This window comes from Streptomyces sp. NBC_01006 (assembly GCF_045162725.1).
Taxonomy (GTDB): domain Bacteria; phylum Actinomycetota; class Actinomycetes; order Streptomycetales; family Streptomycetaceae; genus Streptomyces.
Map to the genome: position 1 here is coordinate 2383042 of NZ_CP108700.1, position 18339 is coordinate 2401380.

The window sequence follows — 18339 nt, forward strand, 5'->3', positions numbered from 1 at the left end:
GGTGACGGCCTACCTTCCCATCATGGGGACCACTCCACGCACCGCGGCCCGCTGCGGTGCCGCCGCACTCCTGGCGGCACTCGCCCTGTCCGGATGCTCCACATCCGCCCCACCCGCCCCGCGGACCACACCAACGCCCGTTTCCAGCCCCTCCTCGCCCGCCCAGATCTGCACAAGTCTGGTGTCCTACTGGGCGAAGGAGACCCTCAAGGGCAGCAAATGGGCCGGGCTCGACTGGGAGCAGAAGGGCCTGTCGAACGACCAGTACACGATCCACGAGGAAGCCGTCGCCGCAGGCCGCGCCGAGGAGCGAACTGCCGGTCTGGACAAGGCACTTGAGCTCGTCGACCGGTTCACGGCGCAGCGCTGCGCCGAACAGAACGGGGCAACCTGGAGCTCCGAGAACTGGCGGCCCCCCAGTCCGCCCGGGTGACCGGAATCCCGTGCGCGCTGTCCGACTTCCGGGCGCACGGGGGCGCGGACCCGATCCGCAGGTCGGAGGCCCTTCGCATCCCGGAGCAAGATCGATCCGCCCGAAGTGGATCAAGGGGAGAAATTACCCTCAGTAATGTCGACGCCCTACTGAATCCCGCTTTTCCCCTGCGGAATGCCACCCGCCGGATTCTTCCGGGCACAGCCAGCGACATTCGGGCCCTTTTGATCAATGACAGGAGCATGAACCCCTCAAGCCCCTTAGGGAAACAGGGAATTCTCACCATGCGGACATTCCCCGAAGTGGCTAAACGTCCGAATTGTCCGCACTCCCGCCACACATTCTTGGCCTCGGCATAACAAGACAGTCACATCATCCTTTCCCTGCTCCCCGCACTCGCCACCTCGGCCTAGAGTCACGGCCAGTCACCGCGCCGCAGGGCGCAACCCAGCACGGCCGTGGACATCCCAGTGCGGCCCGGCGACCAAACGGCACCTCATCTGAGGGGGCCGCGCCAGGGAAAGGAAGAATCGTGCGACACCGTTCTTTGCTCGTCCTCACCACCGTGATCACCACGGGAGCACTGACCCTCACCGCCTGCGGCTCGCGCGATGAGGCCAAGACCGGCGGGGACAAGGCCGACGGCGCCAAGACCGTCGTCGTCATCGGCGTGGACGCCCCCCTCACCGGCTCGCTCTCCGCGCTCGGCCAGGGCATCAAGAACTCGGTCGACCTCGCGGCCAAGACGGCCAACAAGAACAACGAGGTCCCCGGCATCGAGTTCAAGGTCGAAGCCCTCGACGACCAGGCGGTCCCCGCCTCCGGCCAGGCCAACGCCACCAAGCTCGTCGGCAACAAGGACGTCGTCGGCGTCGTCGGCCCGCTGAACTCCGGCGTCGCCCAGCAGATGCAGGGCGTCTTCGCCTCCGCCAACCTGGCGCAGGTCTCCCCCGCCAACACCAACCCCGCGCTCAGCCAGGGCGACAACTGGGGCAAGGGCGAGTTCAAGCGCCCCTTCAAGACCTACTTCCGCACCGCCGCCACCGACGTGGTCCAGGGCAAGTTCGCCGCCCAGTACCTCTTCAAGGACGCCGGCAAGAAGAAGGTCTTCGTCGTCGACGACAAGCAGACCTACGGCGCCGGCCTCGCCGCGATCTTCTCCGACGAGTTCAAGAAGCTCGGCGGCGAGGTCGTCGGCACCGACCACGTCACCGTGAAGGAGACCGACTTCTCCTCCACCGCCGACAAGGTCAAGACCTCCGGCGCCGACTCCGTCTACTTCGGCGGCCAGTACCCCGAGGGCGGCCTCCTCGCCGACCAGGTCAAGAAGACCGGAGCCAACATCCCGCTCATGGGCGGCGACGGCATCCAGGACCCCGCCTTCATCTCCGCCTCCGGCGAGGCCAACGAGGGCGACCTCTCCACCTCGATCGGCTACCCGGTCGAGAAGCTGCCCACCGCCAAGACCTTCATCGCCGACTACCAGGCCGGCGGCTACAAGGACCCGTACGCGGCCTACGGCGGCTACTCCTACGACGCCGGCTGGGCCGTCGTCCAGGCCGTCAAGAACGTCGTCGCCGCCAACGGTGGCAAGCTGCCCACCGACGCCCGCGCCAAGGTCGTCGAGGCCCTCGGCAAGGTGTCCTTCGAAGGCGTGACCGGCAAGGTCGCCTTCGACGAGTACGGCGACACCACCAACAAGCAGCTCACGGTCTACAAGGTCGAGGGCGGCAAGTGGATCGACGTCAAGAGCGACACGTTCAACCAGTAATCCCGTAGGACCCCGCACCACCAGCAGTACCTGAACCACACCCACCGCGCGAGGGCGCAACAGCGCCCTCGCGCGGAGTCTTATCCGACACGCTCATCGGAGGCCCTGCGGTGCACGAACTGCCGCAACAGCTGGCCAACGGCCTTGCCCTCGGTGCCCTTTATGGCCTCATAGCCATCGGGTACACCATGGTCTACGGCATCGTCCAGCTCATCAACTTCGCCCACGGCGAGATCTTCATGATCGGCGGCTTCGGCGCGCTCACCGCCTACGCCGCACTCCCGACCGGCACCTCCCTGCTGATCGCGATTCCCGTCATGATCGTCGGAGGCGCACTCGCCTCCGTCGCCGTAGCCACCGCAGCCGAACGCTTCGCGTACCGTCCCCTGCGCAGCGCTCCCCGGCTCGCCCCCCTCATCACCGCAATCGGCCTCTCGATCGCGCTCCAGCAGCTCGTCTGGCAGTTCTACCCGGATGCCAAGAAGGCCGTCAGCTTCCCCGAGTTCAAGGGCGAAGCCTTCAAGATCACCGACAGCCTCGCCATCCAGCGCGCGGACCTCTTCGTCCTCATCCTCGCCCCGCTCTGCATGCTCGCCCTCGGCATCTTCGTCCAGAAGAGCCGCAGCGGCCGCGCCATGCAGGCCACCGCGCAGGACCCCGACACCGCGAAGCTGATGGGCATCAACACCGACCGCATCATCGTCATGGCCTTCGCCATCGGTGCCGCGTTCGCCGCCGTCGCAGCCGTCGCCTACGGCCTCGACAAGGGCCAGATCAACTTCGAGATGGGCTTCATCCTCGGCCTCAAGGCCTTCACCGCAGCCGTCCTCGGCGGCATCGGCAACATCTACGGAGCCATGGTCGGCGGCGTCGTCCTCGGCCTCGCCGAAGCCCTGTCGATCGCCTACATCGAAGACATCCCCGGCATGTCGCAGCTCGGCGGTGGAGCCTGGTCCAACGTCTGGGCGTTCGTACTCCTCATCGTCGTCCTCCTCGTGCGGCCACAAGGCCTGCTCGGTGAGCGCGTCGCGGATCGGGCGTGAGAACCATGACCAACGAAGCAACCCTCCCGCTCGAAGCCGAGGCCGAGAGCACCGGTGCCGTCTCCCGGACCGCACTGCTCTACACGGTCATCGGCGGAAGCCTGCTGACCGTCGTCAGCGCCTTCCTCGCCTGGACCTGGACCGCCGAGTTCCCCGGTGACCTCACCTACTACGGCAGCCCGGCCCCCATCCAGTACCTGAGCCTCCTCGGCGCCCTCCTCACCACCGCCCACGCGCTCTCCGCGCTCGGCGTCAAGGGCCTGCGCTGGCTCACCCCCACCGGCGCCCGCAAGCCCGTGTGGATCCTCTCGCTCGGCACCCTCGCCGGCACCTGGTTCACCGTCATCGCCATCGCAGTGGTCCTCGGCGGTTTCGTCCACCTGGAGCCCGGCGCCTACGTCGCCCTCATCGGCTCGCTCATCCCGGCCCTCGCCGCGTACAAGCTCGCCGACGACAGCCACAAGGCGGCCCCCGCCAAGAAGCTGCCCTCCTGGGCCGAGATCGTGATCATCGCCGTCGCCTTCGCCGTCGGCCTCTACCTGGTCACCTTCGGCATCGACACCGATGACAAGGAGCCGCAGCTCTTCGTCACGTACCTGATCATCGTCGGCTTCGCGGCCTTCGCCCTGCTCAAGTCCGGCCTCTTCGACCGGCTCGGCCTCCTCACCGCGAAGAACCGCCAGGTCACCCTCATCGGGACCGCGGCCGCCGCGATCACCTTCCCGTTCATCCAGCAGAGCGGCGACACGTACACGCTCATCGCGGTGAACATCCTGATCTTCGCGACCGTCGCCCTCGGCCTCAACGTGGTCGTCGGCCTCGCGGGCCTGCTCGACCTCGGTTACGTCGCCTTCCTCGGCGTCGGCGCCTACGCCGCGGCCCTGGTCTCCGGAAGCACCGCCTCCGCCTTCGGCTTCCAGCTCCCCTTCTGGGCAGCGGTCATCGTCGGCGCCCTCGCCTCGCTGATCTTCGGCGTGGTCATCGGAGCCCCGACCCTGCGCCTGCGCGGCGACTACCTCGCCATCGTCACCCTCGGCTTCGGAGAAATCTTCCGCATCGCCATGGGCAACCTCGACGGCACCTCGGGCCCGGACATCACCAACGGCCCCAACGGCATCCCCAACATCCCCCACCTCGAACTCTTCGGGTGGAACTTCGGGGAGTCGCACAACGTCGGCGGCATCGTCCTCGGTGCCTACGCCAACTACTACTTCCTGATGCTGCTCGTGATGGCCGTGGTCATCCTGGTCTTCGCCCGAGCCGGCAACAGCCGCATCGGCCGCGCCTGGGTCGCCATCCGCGAGGACGAGACCGCCGCCGAAGCCATGGGCATCAACGGCTTCAAGGTCAAGCTCATCGCCTTCGCCCTCGGCGCCACCCTCGCCGGCCTCGCCGGCACCGTCCAGGCGCACGTCAACAGCACGGTCGTCCCCGAGAACTACGTCTTCGCCGGGCCCGTCCCGCCGAACTCCGCGTTCCTCCTCGCCGCCGTCATCCTCGGCGGCATGGGCACCATCCGCGGCCCCATCCTCGGCGCCGCACTGCTCTTCCTGATCCCGGCGAAGCTGGCCTTCCTCCAGGACTACCAGCTCCTCGCGTTCGGCATCGCCCTCATCCTGCTCATGCGCTTCCGCCCCGAAGGCCTCATCGCCAACAAGCGCGCGCAGCTCGAGTACCACGACGAAGAGACGATTGACCAGGCCCCCGCGGACCTGGCCACCGCCAAGGCGGGTGCGTGAACACCATGACCACCACAGACACCACCACCACGGCGACGACCACCGTCCTCGAAGCCAGCGGCGTCACCATGCGCTTCGGCGGCCTCACCGCCGTCAAGGGCGTGGACCTCAAGGTCAACGCGGGCGAGATCGTCGGTCTCATCGGCCCCAACGGCGCCGGCAAGACCACCTTCTTCAACTGCCTGACCGGGCTGTACGTCCCCACCGAGGGAACCGTCAGCTACAAGGGCACGGTCCTGCCGCCCAAGCCGCACCTGGTCACCAGCGCCGGCATCGCCCGCACCTTCCAGAACATCCGGCTCTTCCACAACATGACGGTGATGGAGAACGTCCTCGTCGGACGCCACACCCGCACCAAGGAAGGCCTCTGGTCCGCCCTCCTGCGCGGCCCCGGCTTCAAGAAGGCCGAAGCCGCCAGCGAGGCACGGGCGATGGAGCTCCTGGAGTTCATCGGCCTGGAGAAGAAGGCCCAGCACCTCGCCAAGAACCTCCCCTACGGCGAGCAGCGCAAGCTCGAAATCGCCCGCGCCCTCGCCAGCGACCCCGGCCTCATCCTCCTGGACGAGCCGACCGCCGGCATGAACCCGCAGGAGACCCGCGCGGCCGAAGAACTCATCTTCGCCATCCGGGACATGGGCATCGCCGTACTCGTCATCGAGCACGACATGCGCTTCATCTTCAACCTCTGCGACCGCGTCGCCTGCCTCGTCCAGGGCGAAAAGCTCATCGAGGGCACCGCGGCCGAAGTCCAGGGCGACGAGCGCGTCATCGCCGCCTACCTCGGAGAGCCCTTCGAGGGCGACCCGGGCGCGGCCGAGGCCGAGGTCGAGGTCGCGGCCGAGGTCGCCGAGGTCGAAGCCGCCGAGGAGCAGGCGGCGGCCGAGGCACCGGCGGAAGCCGAGGCACCGGCCGAGGCCGAGGCACCGGCCGAGGCCGAGGCACCGGCCGAGGCCGAGGCACCGGCGGAAGCCGAGGCCGACGCGGACGCTGAAGCCGAACCGGCCTCCGAGCCGGACACCGAGCCGGCCGCGGACGCCGAACCGGCCGCGGACCCGGACAGCACCACCAGCACGGACGGAGAAGCCAAGTGACCGCACTGCTCGAGGTCAACGACCTCAAGGTCGCCTACGGCAAGATCGAAGCCGTCAAGGGCATCTCCTTCCAGGTCAACGAGGGCGAGATCGTCTGCCTCGTCGGCACCAACGGCGCCGGCAAGACCACCACCCTGCGCACCCTCTCGGGCCTCCTCAAGCCCGCCGGCGGCACCGTCACCTTCGACGGCAAGCCGCTCGCACAGGTCCCCGCCCACAAGATCGTCTCCCTGGGCCTCGCCCACTCCCCCGAGGGACGCCACATCTTCCCCCGGCTGACGATCGCCGAAAACCTCCAGCTCGGCGCCTTCCTGCGCACCGACAAGGAGGGCATCGAGAAGGACGTCGAGCGCGCCTACGAGATGTTCCCCATCCTGGGCGAACGCCGAAAGCAGGCCGCCGGCACCCTCTCGGGCGGTGAGCAGCAGATGCTCGCCATGGGCCGGGCCCTCATGTCCCGACCCAAGCTGCTCATGCTGGACGAGCCCTCCATGGGCCTCTCCCCGCTGATGATGCAGAAGATCATGGCGACCATCGCCGAACTCAAGGCCACCGGCACCACCATCCTGCTCGTCGAGCAGAACGCCCAGGCCGCCCTCTCGCTGGCCGACCAGGCCCACGTGATGGAGATCGGCAAGATCGTGCTCAGCGGCTCCGGCCAGGAGCTCCTGCACAACGAGGACGTCCGCAAGGCCTACCTCGGCGAGGACTGATCCCCTCGCTGCACACGTGAGGCCCGCCACCTTCCCCCGGTGGCGGGCCTCACGCATACCCGGTACTACTTCGCGGCGTTCTTCTTCTCCTCGGCGTCCTCGATGACCGCCTCGGCAACCTGCTGCATGGACATACGACGGTCCATGGACGTCTTCTGGATCCACCGGAACGCGGCCGGCTCGGTCAGCCCGTACTGCGTCTGCAGAATGCTCTTCGCCCGGTCCACGAGCTTGCGGGTCTCCAGCCGGAGCGAGAGGTCCGCGACCTCCTTCTCCAACGCCTTCAGCTCCGCGAACCGCGACACCGCCATCTCGATGGCCGGCACCACGTCGCTCTTGCTGAACGGCTTCACCAGGTACGCCATGGCCCCGGCGTCCCGCGCCCGCTCGACGAGGTCGCGCTGCGAGAACGCGGTGAGCATCAGTACGGGGGCGATGGACTCCTCCGCGATCTTCTCGGCCGCGGAGATCCCGTCCAGGACGGGCATCTTCACATCGAGGATGACCAGGTCGGGCCGGTGCTCGCGAGCCAGCTCGACGGCCGTCTGCCCGTCCCCGGCCTCGCCGACGACGGAGTAGCCCTCCTCCTCCAGCATCTCTTTCAGATCGAGACGGATGAGCGCCTCGTCCTCGGCGATGACGACGCGGGTCGTCAGCGGCGGAACGTGCGACTGGTCGGCGTCGGGCGTGGGCGTCGACTCGTGCTCGGCGGTCACGGATGGCTCCTCGTTGCGGGGCATACAAGCTCCCCCGAGCCTACCTAGCTACGGTAAGGTGGACTCGCAGCGGGTCGGAGGCAACCTTCGATTCACTGGGCCCCGGTAGCCCAATTGGCAGCAGGCGATGGATTCAAAACCCATTCAGTGTCGGTTCGAGTCCGACCCGGGGCACTTTTCCTCATTTTCCAAGGTCACGCGATTATCGCGTGACCTTCACTCGTTTCAGCGAAGCTCGCCAAAATGCGCCACGTGAGCGAATTGCGCACGGCAGCGTCGACCGCATGTACGACATCGCCACCCGCAAGCACACGCTGGACCTGCTCGCCGACGGGCGCAGCATGAACTCCGTCAGCAAGGAAACCGGGATATCGCGGGCCGCGATCCGAGCGTGGAAGTCCCGCCTGGAACCCCTTCCACGCCTGCTCCCCAACGCCCTCCCGTGCGCGGCACCTACCGACAAGGCCTCGTATGCGTATCTACTGGGCCTCTACCTCGGTGACGGCTGCATCAGCCCGCACCCCCGCGGAGGGCACCACCTCCGGATTGCCTGCGCCGACGCATGGCCGGGGCTCATCGAACTGTGCCGCGTGGCGATCAAGGCCGTCCGGCCTGACGACAAGGTCTACCTGCTGCAGAAGCAGGGCTGCGTGGCCGTCACCAGCTACGGACGACACTGGACGTGCATGTTCCCGCAGCACGGGCCCGGCAAGAAGCACGAGCGGCGGATCGTGCTCGAAGGGTGGCAGCAGGAGATCGTCGATGCCCACCCATGGGAGTTCCTGCGCGGGCTCATCCACTCCGACGGGTGCCGGGTCACGAACTGGACCGTTCGGAACGGCAAGCGGTACGAGTACCCGCGGTACTTCTTCACCAATAAGTCCGACGACATCCGGAAGCTGTGTACGGACACGCTCACCAAGGTCGGGGTCCAGTGGACGATCCTGGCGCGCGGGAGCGATCCCTTCAACGTCTCCGTCGCGCGGAAGGGCTCCGTCGCGCTCATGGATGCGCACATCGGGCCCAAGTACTAGCCGACGGGTGGCCGTGGCCGCGTCGGGCGGGACGGGGCCCGACGCGGGGGTGCTGCCGGGCGGCGTCAGCGGACGGGGTCGCCGATGTGGTGGACGCGGACCAGGTTGGTGGAGCCGGTGACTCCGGGGGGCGAGCCGGCGGTGATGACGACGACGTCGCCGCGTACGCAGCGGCCGATGCGCAGGAGTTCTTCCTCGACCTGGGCGACCATGGCGTCGGTGGAGTCGACGTGGGGGCCGAGGAAGGTTTCGACGCCCCAGGTGAGGTTGAGCTGGGAGCGGGTGGCGGGGTCGGGGGTGAAGGCGAGGAGGGGGATGGGCGAGCGGTAGCGGGAGAGGCGGCGGACGGTGTCGCCGCTCTGGGTGAAGGCGATCAGGAACTTGGCGCCGAGGAAGTCGCCCATTTCGGCGGCTGCGCGGGCGACGGCTCCGCCTTGGGTGCGGGGCTTGCTGCGTTCGGTGAGCGGGGGCAGGCCCTTGGCGAGGATGTCCTCTTCGGCGGCTTCGACGATGCGGGACATCGTCTTGACCGTCTCGACTGGGTACTTGCCGACGCTGGTCTCGCCGCTGAGCATGACCGCGTCCGTGCCGTCGATGATGGCGTTGGCGACGTCGGAGGCTTCGGCGCGGGTGGGCCGGGAGTTGTCGATCATCGAGTCGAGCATCTGGGTCGCGACGATGACGGGCTTGGCGTTGCGCTTGGCGAGTTTGACGGCGCGCTTCTGGACGATCGGGACCTGTTCGAGGGGCATTTCGACGCCGAGGTCGCCGCGGGCGACCATGATGCCGTCGAAGGCGGCGACGATGTCGTCGATGTTTTCGACGGCCTGGGGCTTTTCGATCTTTGCGATGACGGGGAGGCGGCGGCCTTCCTCGTCCATGATGCGGTGGACGTCTTCGATGTCGCGGCCGCTGCGGACGAAGGAGAGGGCGATGACGTCGGCGCCGGTGCGCAGGGCCCAGCGGAGGTCGTCGATGTCCTTGTCGGAGAGGGCGGGGACGGAGACGGCGACGCCGGGGAGGTTGAGTCCCTTGTGGTCGGAGACCATGCCGCCTTCGATGACGAGGGTCTGGACGCGGGGGCCGTCGACGCCGGTGACTTCGAGGGTGACGCGGCCGTCGTCTACGAGGATGCGTTCGCCGGTGGTGACGTCGGCGGCGAGGCCCTTGTAGGTGGTGCCGCAGGTGTGGCGGTCGCCTTCGAGGTCTTCGACGGTGATGGTGAATTCGTCGCCGCGTTCAAGGAGTACGGGGCCTTCGGCGAATCGGCCGAGGCGGATCTTCGGGCCTTGAAGGTCTGCGAGGATGCCGACGCTGCGGCCGGTTTCGTCGGAGGCTTTGCGTACGCGCTGGTAGCGCTCCTCGTGGTCGGCGTAGGTGCCGTGGCTGAGGTTGAGGCGGGCGATGTCCATTCCGGCTTCGACCAGGGCTTTGATCTGGTCGTATGAGTCGGTGGCGGGGCCCAGGGTACATACGATTTTTGCTCGGCGCATGGGGCGAGCGTATGCCCCTACCAGACAGTAGGAAATTGGTTCCGGGTGTCCACTCAACAACCTTTGGGCGAAAGCTTGTTGACAACTGTTGAATGTGCATGGGGGTGCTCTGATGAGCACCCCCGAGGGTCTGCCGATACGCGTTTTCGATCAGTTCGCGGGGGCGAGCGGGCGTTCGTGGCGGACGCCCGGCCGGCCGTCGATGGTCACCGTCTCCACCTGGGTGAATCCGTTGCGCTGGAGCACGGTCATGGAGCCCGGGTTGTCCAGGGTGGTGACGGCGGTGAGCCGGGAGAGCCCGTACGTGCCCTGCGCCATGCGGCAGATTTCGGCGACGGCGGCGGTGGCCATGCCCCGGCCGGCGGCGTGTTCGCCGATGCGGTAGCCGAGTTCGGCGCTGCCGTCCTCGATGTCGACGAGGTTGACGCGGCCGGCCACGGCGCCCTGGCGGGTGATGAGGACGTGGAACCGGGAGAGGCCGGTGTCCTGCTCGGCGAGGAGGGCGCGGTGGCGGTCGGCGAACTCGGTGAAGTAGGCGTCGCCCCGGTCGGGGACGGTGCGGGTGAAGTAGGCCCGGTTCTGCCGTTCGAAGTCGAGGAGGGCGGGGGCGTGGTCGGCGCGCAGGCTCTCCAGGGTCCACGCGCCTGCCGGGGCGGGGGCGTTCACAGCTGGGGCGGGGTCATGGTGAAGCGGGCGTTCACCTGGGCGTGGACGGTTTGGCGCTGGGGTTCGAGGTCGAGTGGCGGGGCGGTGTCCTCGGAGGCGCTGAAGGCCATGGTGCGCATGCCGCCGCCGGGGGTGGCCTGCGGGTAGGCCGGGAGGGCGTTCTCGGCGCCGAGGTCGGCGAGTTCGACGAGGGCGGCGAGGTCGGCGCCGAGGGCGGCGGCGTATTCGCGGGCGCGCTGGACGGCTTCGAGTACGGCTTGGCGGCGGGCTTCGCCGTGGGCGGGGGAGGTGGGGCGCAGGGCCCACCAGGGGCCGTCGACGCTGGTGAGTTCGAGGTCGGCGAGGCGGGTGGTGAGTTCGCCGAGGGCGGTGAAGTCGCTGAGTTCGGCGGTGACGTGGACGCGGCCGTGGTAGGCGCGGATGCGTTCGGCGCGGCCGTGGCGGGTGAGTTCGGGGTTGATGGAGAAGGCGCCGGTTTCGAGTTTCTCGACGGCGTCGCCGTAGCTCTTGACGAGTTCGAGGATGGTGTTGTTGCGGCGGGTGAGGTCTTCGAGTGCGGTGCGCCGGTCGGTGCCGCGGGCGGTGACGGTGATGCCGATGCGGGCGATTTCGGGGTCGACTTCGAGGCGGGCTTCGCCGCGGACGGCGACGCGGGGGACTTCGGGGGTTCCGTAGGGCTGGGGTGCGGAGTCCTGGGTCATGGTTTCACTGTCGCATTGTCGTCGGGGGTGTGGCGTGTGGGCTTCGCCAGCGCGTCGCGGAGGGCGGCTCGGGAGGTGATGCCGAGTTTGGGGAAGAGTTGGTGGAGGTGGCTGGAGACGGTGCGCGGGGAGAGGTGGAGTCGTTCGCCGATCTGTTTGTTGGTGAGGCCGGCGGCGGCGAGGTGGGCGATTTCGCGCTGTTGCGGGGTGAGTGTGGCGGGTCCGGTGGTGTCGGCGTGGCCTGCGGTCTGTCCTGTCGCCCGGAGTTCGGCCGCGGCGCGGGCGGCCCAGGGGCGGGCGCCGAGGCGTTGGAAGGTGTCGTGTGCGTCGGCGAGGTGGGTGCGGGCTTCGGTGGTGGCTCGTGTCCGTCGGAGGTGTTCTCCGTAGGCGAGCTGGACGCGGGCGCGGTCGAAGGGCCAGCGGTCGGCGGCGGGGGTGGAGAGCGCTCTGCGGAACAGTTCGGCTGCCTGGGGGGCGCGGGCGGTGAGTGCGGCCGATGCTTCGACGGTCATCGTGAGCCGTGCCGAGATGGTGGCGATGCCTGCTTCCCGGGCGGCGGTGACGTGGGCTGCGGCTTCGGTCTGTCGGCCGGTCCTGCTGGCGGCTTCGACGAGGTCCATGACGAGGAAGAGGGCCGTGGGGACGTGGGAGGCCAGTTCTCCGGCGGGGCTGACCGCGGTCGCGTGGCGGTAGGCCTCTTCGTAGCGGCCTTGGCCGAGTGCGGCGAGGGCTTGCGCGTGGTGGGCGCCGCAGAGGGCGGAGCCGACGCGGCGGGGCGCGGCCCAGCGGGTCATCTCGTCGGTGAGGGTTTGGGTGGTGGCGGTGTCTCCGCGTGCGGCGGCGACGAGTGCCCGCTGGTAGAGGTAGTCGGTGGTGAGCAGTTGGTAGCTGTGGGCGGCGCTGAGGCGTCGTCCTTGCTCGGTCTGCTCGTCGAGCTGGTCCCATTCGCCGGAGGCGAAGCAGTCGCGGCTGAGGAAGACGAGGCCTTGGAGTTCGAGGGTGACGGCGCTGGTGTCGCGGCCGTCGCGCAGGATGCGCCGTAGTGCCGTTCTGCAGTCGGCGAGCCGGTCGACGTATACGGCGGCCATGGCGGTCCGGATGATGCGGACGGGGTCGGTTTCCTGGTCGAGGGTGGCGATGGTGTCGTCCAGGAGGCGCAGTGCGGTGGGTGCGGTGCGGGCGGGGTCGGCGATGGTGGCGAGGGTCAGGGCCAGCCGGTCGGGGACGTGGGGTGTCAGGAGGGCGACTGCCCGGTGGAGCGGTTTCCACAGTTCGGGGCGCCCGGCGCCGTGGCAGACCCAGGCGAGGGTGTAGAGCGCGTCGATCATGGTGGTGTCGGTGGCGTCGTAGGGCTGGTGCTGCATGTCGATGGCGCCGGTGAGGAGGCGGTGGGCCGTGTCGAGGTCGCCTTCGCCGCTGAGGAGGAGGTGGTGTGCGGCGGCGACGGCTGCGACGAGGGGGCCGGTGCGGCCGCCGTCGGCGCGGCGGGCGTCTTCGAGGAGTTTGGGTACGTCGCGCAGGTCGCCGGTGAGGTCGGCGCCGAGGTAGGCGGCTTCGGCGGTGCGGCGGCTGCGTTCGTGGCCGCGGGGGCTGAGGTCGGCGGCGCGCAGGAGTGCGGCGATGGCGCCGTTCGCGTCGCCGCGTCGCAGGACCGCGTGTGCGGTCTGTTCGAGGAGGGATGCGACGTGTTCGTCGGGGTCGACGGTGGCTTGGGCGAGTTGCCAGGCGCGGCGTTCCGGCCGGTCCGCGGTGTGTTCGGCGAGGGCGCGGTGGATGCGGCGGCGCTGGTCGCTGGTGGAGAGTTCCACGACGGCGGAGCGGGTGAGGGGGTGGCGGAAGGTGAGCCGGCCGGTGGTGTCGTCGACGTGGACGAGTCCTGCGCGTTCGGCGTGGGCCAGGTCTTCGATGCCGGTGGTTCCGGTGGCGGCTTGGAGGGTGTGGAGGTCGCCTGTGCCGTCGAGGACGGCGCACAGGAGCAGGAGCCGGGTCGTGGGTGGGAGTGCTTCGATGCGGGCTGCGAAGAGTGCCTGGAGGCGGCGGCCGAGGGGCAGTACGTCGGGGATGGCGGGGTTGGCGCGCGGGGTTCCGGCGAGGGCGATGGGCAGTTCCAGCAGGGCGAGGGGGTTGCCTTGGGCTTCTGACAGGAGGCGTGTGCGTACGCGGGGGGTGAGGGCGGGGAAGCGGTTTTTCACGAGTTCTTCCGCCGCGGCGGGGTCGAGGGGGCTGAGGTGGTGGGTGGTGACGCCTCCGCGGTCGAAGAAGCTGCCGTCGTCGGACCGGTAGGCGCCGAGGAAGCCGACGCGGCTGCCGCTGCCGGTGCCGCCGGCGGCGGCGCCGAGGCGGCGGGCGACGAGGCCCATCACCACGGCGCTGGCTCGGTCCAGCCAGGGCAGGTCGTCGACGATGACGAGCAGCGGGTGTGCGGCCGCGGCGTGGGCGAGCAGGGCCGATACGGCGTTCGACACGATCAGTTGCCGGGGAGGCGCGCCGTGTTCGAGGCCGAGGGCCACGCTGAGCGCGCTGCGGTAGGGGGTGTTCAGTTCTTCGAGTGCGCCGAGCAGCGGGTTCAGGATCTGGTGGAGTCCGGCGTAGCTGACGGCGCTTTCGAACTCGACGCCGGCCGCTCGTACGAGCCGTGTGTCGGCGGCGTGGGCGTGTGCGGCGGCGGCGTCGAGGAGCTCGGTCTTCCCGACCCCGGCCTCTCCCGACAGCAGGAGGGCGCCGCCGGAGGCTCTGGCCCGGTCGATGAAGCGGCGGATCAGTTCGAGGTCGTCGTCGCGTCCGATGAGCATGGGTGCTCCTCCCCCAAGGCTCTGTCACTTTATGTCGCTCGGGTGTCCCTCTACGTCATTTGACAGAAGCGGCTGGGATGCGGGCGCCCCTAGCCTCGACCCGCTTGGGACAACGGCCACGACATGCAAAGGCGAAGGTGAAGGAAATGAGCGCAGATGCGCCGATCCGAAACGTCGTGCTCGTCCACGGCGGGTTCGTGGACGGTTCGGGCTGGCAGGCGGTGTACGACCGCCTGGTGGGCGAGGGCTACCGGGTGAGCGTGGTGCAGCACGCGACGCTGGGGCTGGCGGGGGATGTGGCGGCCACCCGGCAGGTCATCGACGCGCAGGACGGTCCGGTGGTTCTCGTCGGCCACTCCTACGGCGGTGTGATCATCAGTGAGGCGGGCCGGCATGATGCGGTCGCCCGCCTGGTCTATGTCGCCGCCTTCGCTCCGGACAAGGGCGAGTCGGTGAACAGTCTGATCGCCGATCCGCCGCCGGGTGCTCCGGTGCCGCCGATCCTGCCTCCCCGGGACGGTTTCCTGTTGTTGGACCGGGAGCGGTTCGCGGAGTCGTTCGCGGGTGATCTGCCGCCCGAGCAGGCCCGGTTCATGGCCGATGCGCAGCTTCCGTGGGGCATGGAGGCGCTCACGGGGGCGGTCTCGGAGCCGGCGTGGCGGTCGAAGCCGAGCTGGTACCTGGTGTCCACGGAGGACCGGATGATCCCGCCGCCGGCGCAGCGGGCGATGGCCGAGCGGATCGGGGCGACGGTGGTGGAGGTTCCGGCGAGCCATTCCGTGTACGTGTCCCGGCCTGACGCGGTCGCCGGCCTGATCCGGGAGGCGGCAGGCGCGTAGCCTCGGCCGCCGGGCCCACACCGACCTGCGTGGGCCCGGCGGCAACGGCTCGGGGGTGCCCGCTAGCCCGGTGGGAGGTTCCATTTCTGGTTGGGGGCGCCGCCGCAGGTCCAGATCTGGAGGCGGGTTCCGTTGGCGGCGTTGTTGCCGGTGACGTCGAGGCATTTGTCGGCTTGCGGGTTGACGATGTCGCGGGCCGCCGGCAGGGCCCAGCGTTGTGCGGGGCTGCCGTTGCAGTCGTAGAGCTGGACGGGGGTGCCGTCGGCGGTGGCGCCGCCGGTCACGTCGAGGCATTTGCCGAGGGCGCGCAGGGTGCCGTCGGCGGCGAGGGTCCACTGCTGGGCGGGGGTGCCGTTGCAGTCGTAGAGCTGGACGGGGGTGCCGTTGGCGGGGTTGGCGCCGGCGACGTCGACGCATTTGCCCGCGAGGCCGGTGATCGGGCCGGTGCGGCCGGCGGGGGTGTCGGAGGTGGTGACCCGTACGTGGTCGACGACGAGCTGCTGGGGGAAGGCTGTGGAGGCGTCGGGGTCGCCCGGCCAGTAGCCGCCGACGGCGAGGTTGAGGATCAGGAAGAACGGCTTGTTGAAGGCCCAGGTGCGGCCGCCGAGGTCGGCGGGGGTGCGGCGCTGGTAGACGGCTCCGTCGACGGACCAGCTGATGGAGTCGGGGGCCCAGTCGACGGCGAAGGTGTGGAAGGCGTCGGCGAAGGCCTGGCCGCCGGGGAGGGTGTAGGCGGCACCGATGCCTCCGGAGCCGGAGTATCCGGGTCCGTGGATCGTTCCGTGGATGGTGGAGGGTTCGAATCCGACGTTCTCCATGACGTCGATCTCGCCGGAGTTCGGCCAGCCGACCTGGCCGATGTCGTTGCCGAGCATCCAGAACGCGGGCCACATCCCCTGGCCGCGCGGGACTTTGAGTCTGGCTTCGACGTGTCCGTACGCCTGGGTGAAGCGGCCGGCGGTGTTGAGCCGGGCTGAGGTGTACTCGCACCTCCCGTACCAGCAGTTGTAGTTGCCGGGGTTCTCGCGGCGGGCGGTGATGACGAGGTGGCCCTGGCCGTCGAGGGCGGCGTTCCGATTGCCCGCCGTGTAGTACTGCCGTTCGTGGTTGTTGACGTTGTCGCCGGTCTCGGTCTGCCATTTGCCGGGGTCGGCGGCGGCACCGGCCGGCCCGTCGAATTCGTCGGCGAAGGTGGCTGCCGCGGCGGCTGCGGCCGTGGGGGTTTCCGCGGCGCCGGTGGGCGGGGCGGCGAGGCCGCTCCAGCAGAGCAGGGCGAGGGCGCCGAGCGCGGTGCGGTGGCGCCAGGTGGTGCGCATGACCATGACATCACATCACTTCAGGTGGGGGGACTCACCTCAACTGCCTTAGTTCAATGCTTGATTCAAGGCTCATGACCGTGCCACGTCAAGATATCCGCACCCGGCAGGGGTGTTGCTCCTCGTTGCCCATCGGTCAGAATCTACGCGCGTTGTTCACGCTTATCAGGGGAGATGGCATGGCGTTCGACCGTAGGACGTTTCTGGGTACTTCGGCCGCCACCGGTGCGGCCGTCGCGCTGACGGGGGCCGCGGGCTCTCCGGCCGCCGCAGCCGAGGCGACCGCAGCCGAGGCGACCGCACGGCAGCGGACGTACTCGTTCACGGTGATGGGTACGACCGACCTGCACGGAAACGTGTTCAACTGGGACTACTTCACCGACAAGGAGTTCGACGACAAGGCGCACAACGACGTCGGCCTCGCGAAGATCTCGACGCTCGTGAACCAGGTGCGGGAGCAGAAGGGGCGCCGCAACACCCTGCTGATAGACGCCGGCGACACGATCCAGGGCACGCAGTTGTCGTACTACTACGCGAAGGTGGACCCGATCACCGCGCGGCGCGGGCCGGTCCACCCGATGGCGCAGGCGATGAACGCGATCGGCTACGACGCGGCGGCGCTCGGGAACCACGAGTTCAACTACGGCATTCCGGTGCTCCGCAAGTTCGAGGAGCAGTGCGACTTCCCGCTGCTGGGGGCGAACGCGCTGGACGCGAAGACGCTGCGCCCGGCGTTCGCGCCGTACAGCATGCACCGGCTGCGCACCCCGCACGGGCGGGACGTGAAGGTGGCGGTGCTGGGGCTGACGAACCCGGGCATCGCGATCTGGGACAAGGCCAACGTGCAGGGGAAGATGACGTTCCCCGGCCTGGAGGAGCAGGCGGCGAAGTACGTGCCCAAGCTCCGCTCGATGGGCGCGGACGTGGTGATCGTGTCCGCGCACTCCGGTTCGAGCGGCACGTCCTCGTACGGTGACCAGCTGCCGTACATCGAGAACGCGGCGGGTCTGGTGGCCGAGCAGGTGCCGGGGATCGACGCGATCCTGGTGGGCCACGCGCACACGGAGATCCCGGAGTACCGGGTGAAGAACAAGGCGACCGGCAAGGACGTGATCCTGTCGGAGCCGCTGAAGTGGGGGCAGCGCCTGACGCTGTTCGACTTCGAGCTGACCTGGTCGAAGGGCTGCTGGTCGGTGGCGAAGGTGTCGGCGCAGGTGCTGAATTCCAACACGGCCGCCGAGGACCCGAAGATCACCCGGCTGCTGTCCGACGAGCACCACAAGGTGGTGGCGTACGTGAACCAGGTGATCGGTACGTCGACGCAGGCGATGTCCTCGGCGGACGGGCCGGTCAAGGACGTCGCGATCATCGACCTGATCAGCCACGTACAGGCGGAGACGGTGAAGGGTGCGCTGGCCGGTACGGAGTGGGCTGCGCTGCCGGTGCTGTCGCAGGCGTCGTGCTTCTCCCGGACCGCGGCGATCCCGGCCGGGCAGGTGACGATCAAGGACGCGGCGGGCCTGTACCCGTTCGAGAACACCCTTGAGGCAAGGCTGCTGACGGGTGCGCAGCTGAAGGACTACCTGGAGTTCTCGGCGCGGTACTACGTGCAGACGGCCGCGGGCGCTCCGGTGGACCCGGCGAAGCTGACGAACGCCGAGAACATCCCGGACTACAACTACGACGCCGTGTACGGGCTGACGTACGACATCGACGTCGCGCAGCCGGCGGGTTCGCGGATCTCGGGGCTGTCCTTCCAGGGCAAGCCGGTGGATCCGGCGGCGCGGTTCGTGCTGGCGGTGAACAACTACCGGGCGTCGGGCGGCGGGAACTTCCCGCACGTGCCGCAGTCCAAGCAGCTGTGGGCGAATTCCGAGGAGATCCGTAACACGATCATCCAGTGGGTGAAGGCGAAGGGCACGATCGACCCGGCCCGGTTCGCGTCCGTGGACTGGCGGCTGACCCGTGCCGGGGTTCCGGTGTTCTAGCCGG

Annotated in this window: 15 protein-coding genes and 1 tRNA gene; 10 read left to right on the top strand and 6 right to left on the bottom strand. The window is 69.0% G+C overall.

From position 1 onward, the window contains the following. Positions 1 to 22: 22 nt before the first annotated feature. The 6 genes from OG509_RS10770 to OG509_RS10795 all read left to right on the top strand — a co-directional run bounded on the left by OG509_RS10770 (position 23) and on the right by OG509_RS10795 (position 6790). Entirely contained in the window at positions 23 to 433 is a 411-nt protein-coding gene (locus OG509_RS10770) for a hypothetical protein (protein ID WP_406182023.1), read from the top strand. Between the two features lie 532 nt (positions 434 to 965). Then, positions 966 to 2204 (top strand): branched-chain amino acid ABC transporter substrate-binding protein, encoded by a 1239-nt coding sequence (locus OG509_RS10775; protein WP_406182025.1) that lies wholly within the window; start codon positions 966 to 968, stop codon positions 2202 to 2204. Positions 2205 to 2314: 110 nt separating this feature from the next. Continuing rightward, positions 2315 to 3247 carry a branched-chain amino acid ABC transporter permease gene (locus OG509_RS10780; protein ID WP_030155821.1) on the top strand — a complete coding sequence of 311 codons (933 nt, stop codon included), beginning with the start codon at positions 2315 to 2317 and terminating at the stop codon, positions 3245 to 3247. Between the two features lie 5 nt (positions 3248 to 3252). Beyond that, positions 3253 to 4986, top strand: a complete 1734-nt coding sequence (locus OG509_RS10785) for a branched-chain amino acid ABC transporter permease (RefSeq protein ID WP_406182028.1) — start codon at positions 3253 to 3255, stop codon at positions 4984 to 4986. 5 nt (positions 4987 to 4991) lie between these two features. Beyond that, positions 4992 to 6077: an ABC transporter ATP-binding protein gene (locus OG509_RS10790; RefSeq protein ID WP_406182030.1), complete on the top strand. Its 1086-nt coding sequence runs from the start codon at positions 4992 to 4994 to the stop codon at positions 6075 to 6077. Next, positions 6074 to 6790 (top strand): ABC transporter ATP-binding protein, encoded by a 717-nt coding sequence (locus OG509_RS10795; protein WP_385589118.1) that lies wholly within the window; start codon positions 6074 to 6076, stop codon positions 6788 to 6790. The genes OG509_RS10790 and OG509_RS10795 overlap by 4 nt, the downstream gene beginning before the upstream one ends. Positions 6791 to 6855: 65 nt before the next feature. Here the strand turns inward: OG509_RS10795 and OG509_RS10800 are convergent, their stop codons facing one another. Continuing rightward, positions 6856 to 7530, bottom strand: a complete 675-nt coding sequence (locus OG509_RS10800) for an ANTAR domain-containing response regulator (protein ID WP_051696134.1) — start codon at positions 7528 to 7530, stop codon at positions 6856 to 6858. Positions 7531 to 7605: 75 nt separating this feature from the next. Between OG509_RS10800 and OG509_RS10805 the strand changes: the two genes are divergently transcribed. After that, positions 7606 to 7680 (top strand) — tRNA-Leu (locus OG509_RS10805). Between the two features lie 110 nt (positions 7681 to 7790). Next, complete coding sequence (locus OG509_RS10810; RefSeq protein WP_406182033.1) at positions 7791 to 8540, top strand: transcriptional regulator; 750 nt, start codon at positions 7791 to 7793, stop codon at positions 8538 to 8540. Positions 8541 to 8605: 65 nt separating this feature from the next. Here OG509_RS10810 and pyk read toward each other — a convergent pair whose 3' ends face one another. From pyk to OG509_RS10830, 4 genes are all read right to left on the bottom strand, one after another. After that, positions 8606 to 10033 (bottom strand): pyruvate kinase, encoded by a 1428-nt coding sequence (gene pyk, locus OG509_RS10815; RefSeq protein WP_406182034.1) that lies wholly within the window; start codon positions 10031 to 10033, stop codon positions 8606 to 8608. A gap of 150 nt (positions 10034 to 10183) precedes the next feature. Then, positions 10184 to 10699 carry a GNAT family N-acetyltransferase gene (locus OG509_RS10820; RefSeq protein ID WP_406182036.1) on the bottom strand — a complete coding sequence of 172 codons (516 nt, stop codon included), beginning with the start codon at positions 10697 to 10699 and terminating at the stop codon, positions 10184 to 10186. Continuing rightward, entirely contained in the window at positions 10696 to 11400 is a 705-nt protein-coding gene (locus OG509_RS10825) for an SIMPL domain-containing protein (RefSeq protein WP_406182038.1), read from the bottom strand. The genes OG509_RS10820 and OG509_RS10825 overlap by 4 nt, the downstream gene beginning before the upstream one ends. Then, positions 11397 to 14192: an AAA family ATPase gene (locus OG509_RS10830; protein ID WP_406182039.1), complete on the bottom strand. Its 2796-nt coding sequence runs from the start codon at positions 14190 to 14192 to the stop codon at positions 11397 to 11399. Before OG509_RS10830 ends, OG509_RS10825 begins: the two co-directional genes overlap by 4 nt. A gap of 146 nt (positions 14193 to 14338) precedes the next feature. Between OG509_RS10830 and OG509_RS10835 the strand changes: the two genes are divergently transcribed. Beyond that, complete coding sequence (locus tag OG509_RS10835) at positions 14339 to 15031, top strand: alpha/beta fold hydrolase (protein WP_406182041.1); 693 nt, start codon at positions 14339 to 14341, stop codon at positions 15029 to 15031. 62 nt (positions 15032 to 15093) lie between these two features. On the opposite strand, the gene OG509_RS10840 is transcribed toward OG509_RS10835, so the two are convergent. Beyond that, positions 15094 to 16347, bottom strand: coding sequence for a ricin-type beta-trefoil lectin domain protein (locus OG509_RS10840; protein ID WP_406187532.1), 1254 nt, complete (start codon positions 16345 to 16347; stop codon positions 15094 to 15096). A gap of 179 nt (positions 16348 to 16526) precedes the next feature. On the opposite strand from OG509_RS10840, the gene OG509_RS10845 reads away from it, so the two are divergent. Then, positions 16527 to 18335 carry a 5'-nucleotidase C-terminal domain-containing protein gene (locus OG509_RS10845; protein WP_406182042.1) on the top strand — a complete coding sequence of 603 codons (1809 nt, stop codon included), beginning with the start codon at positions 16527 to 16529 and terminating at the stop codon, positions 18333 to 18335. Positions 18336 to 18339: the final 4 nt, after the last annotated feature.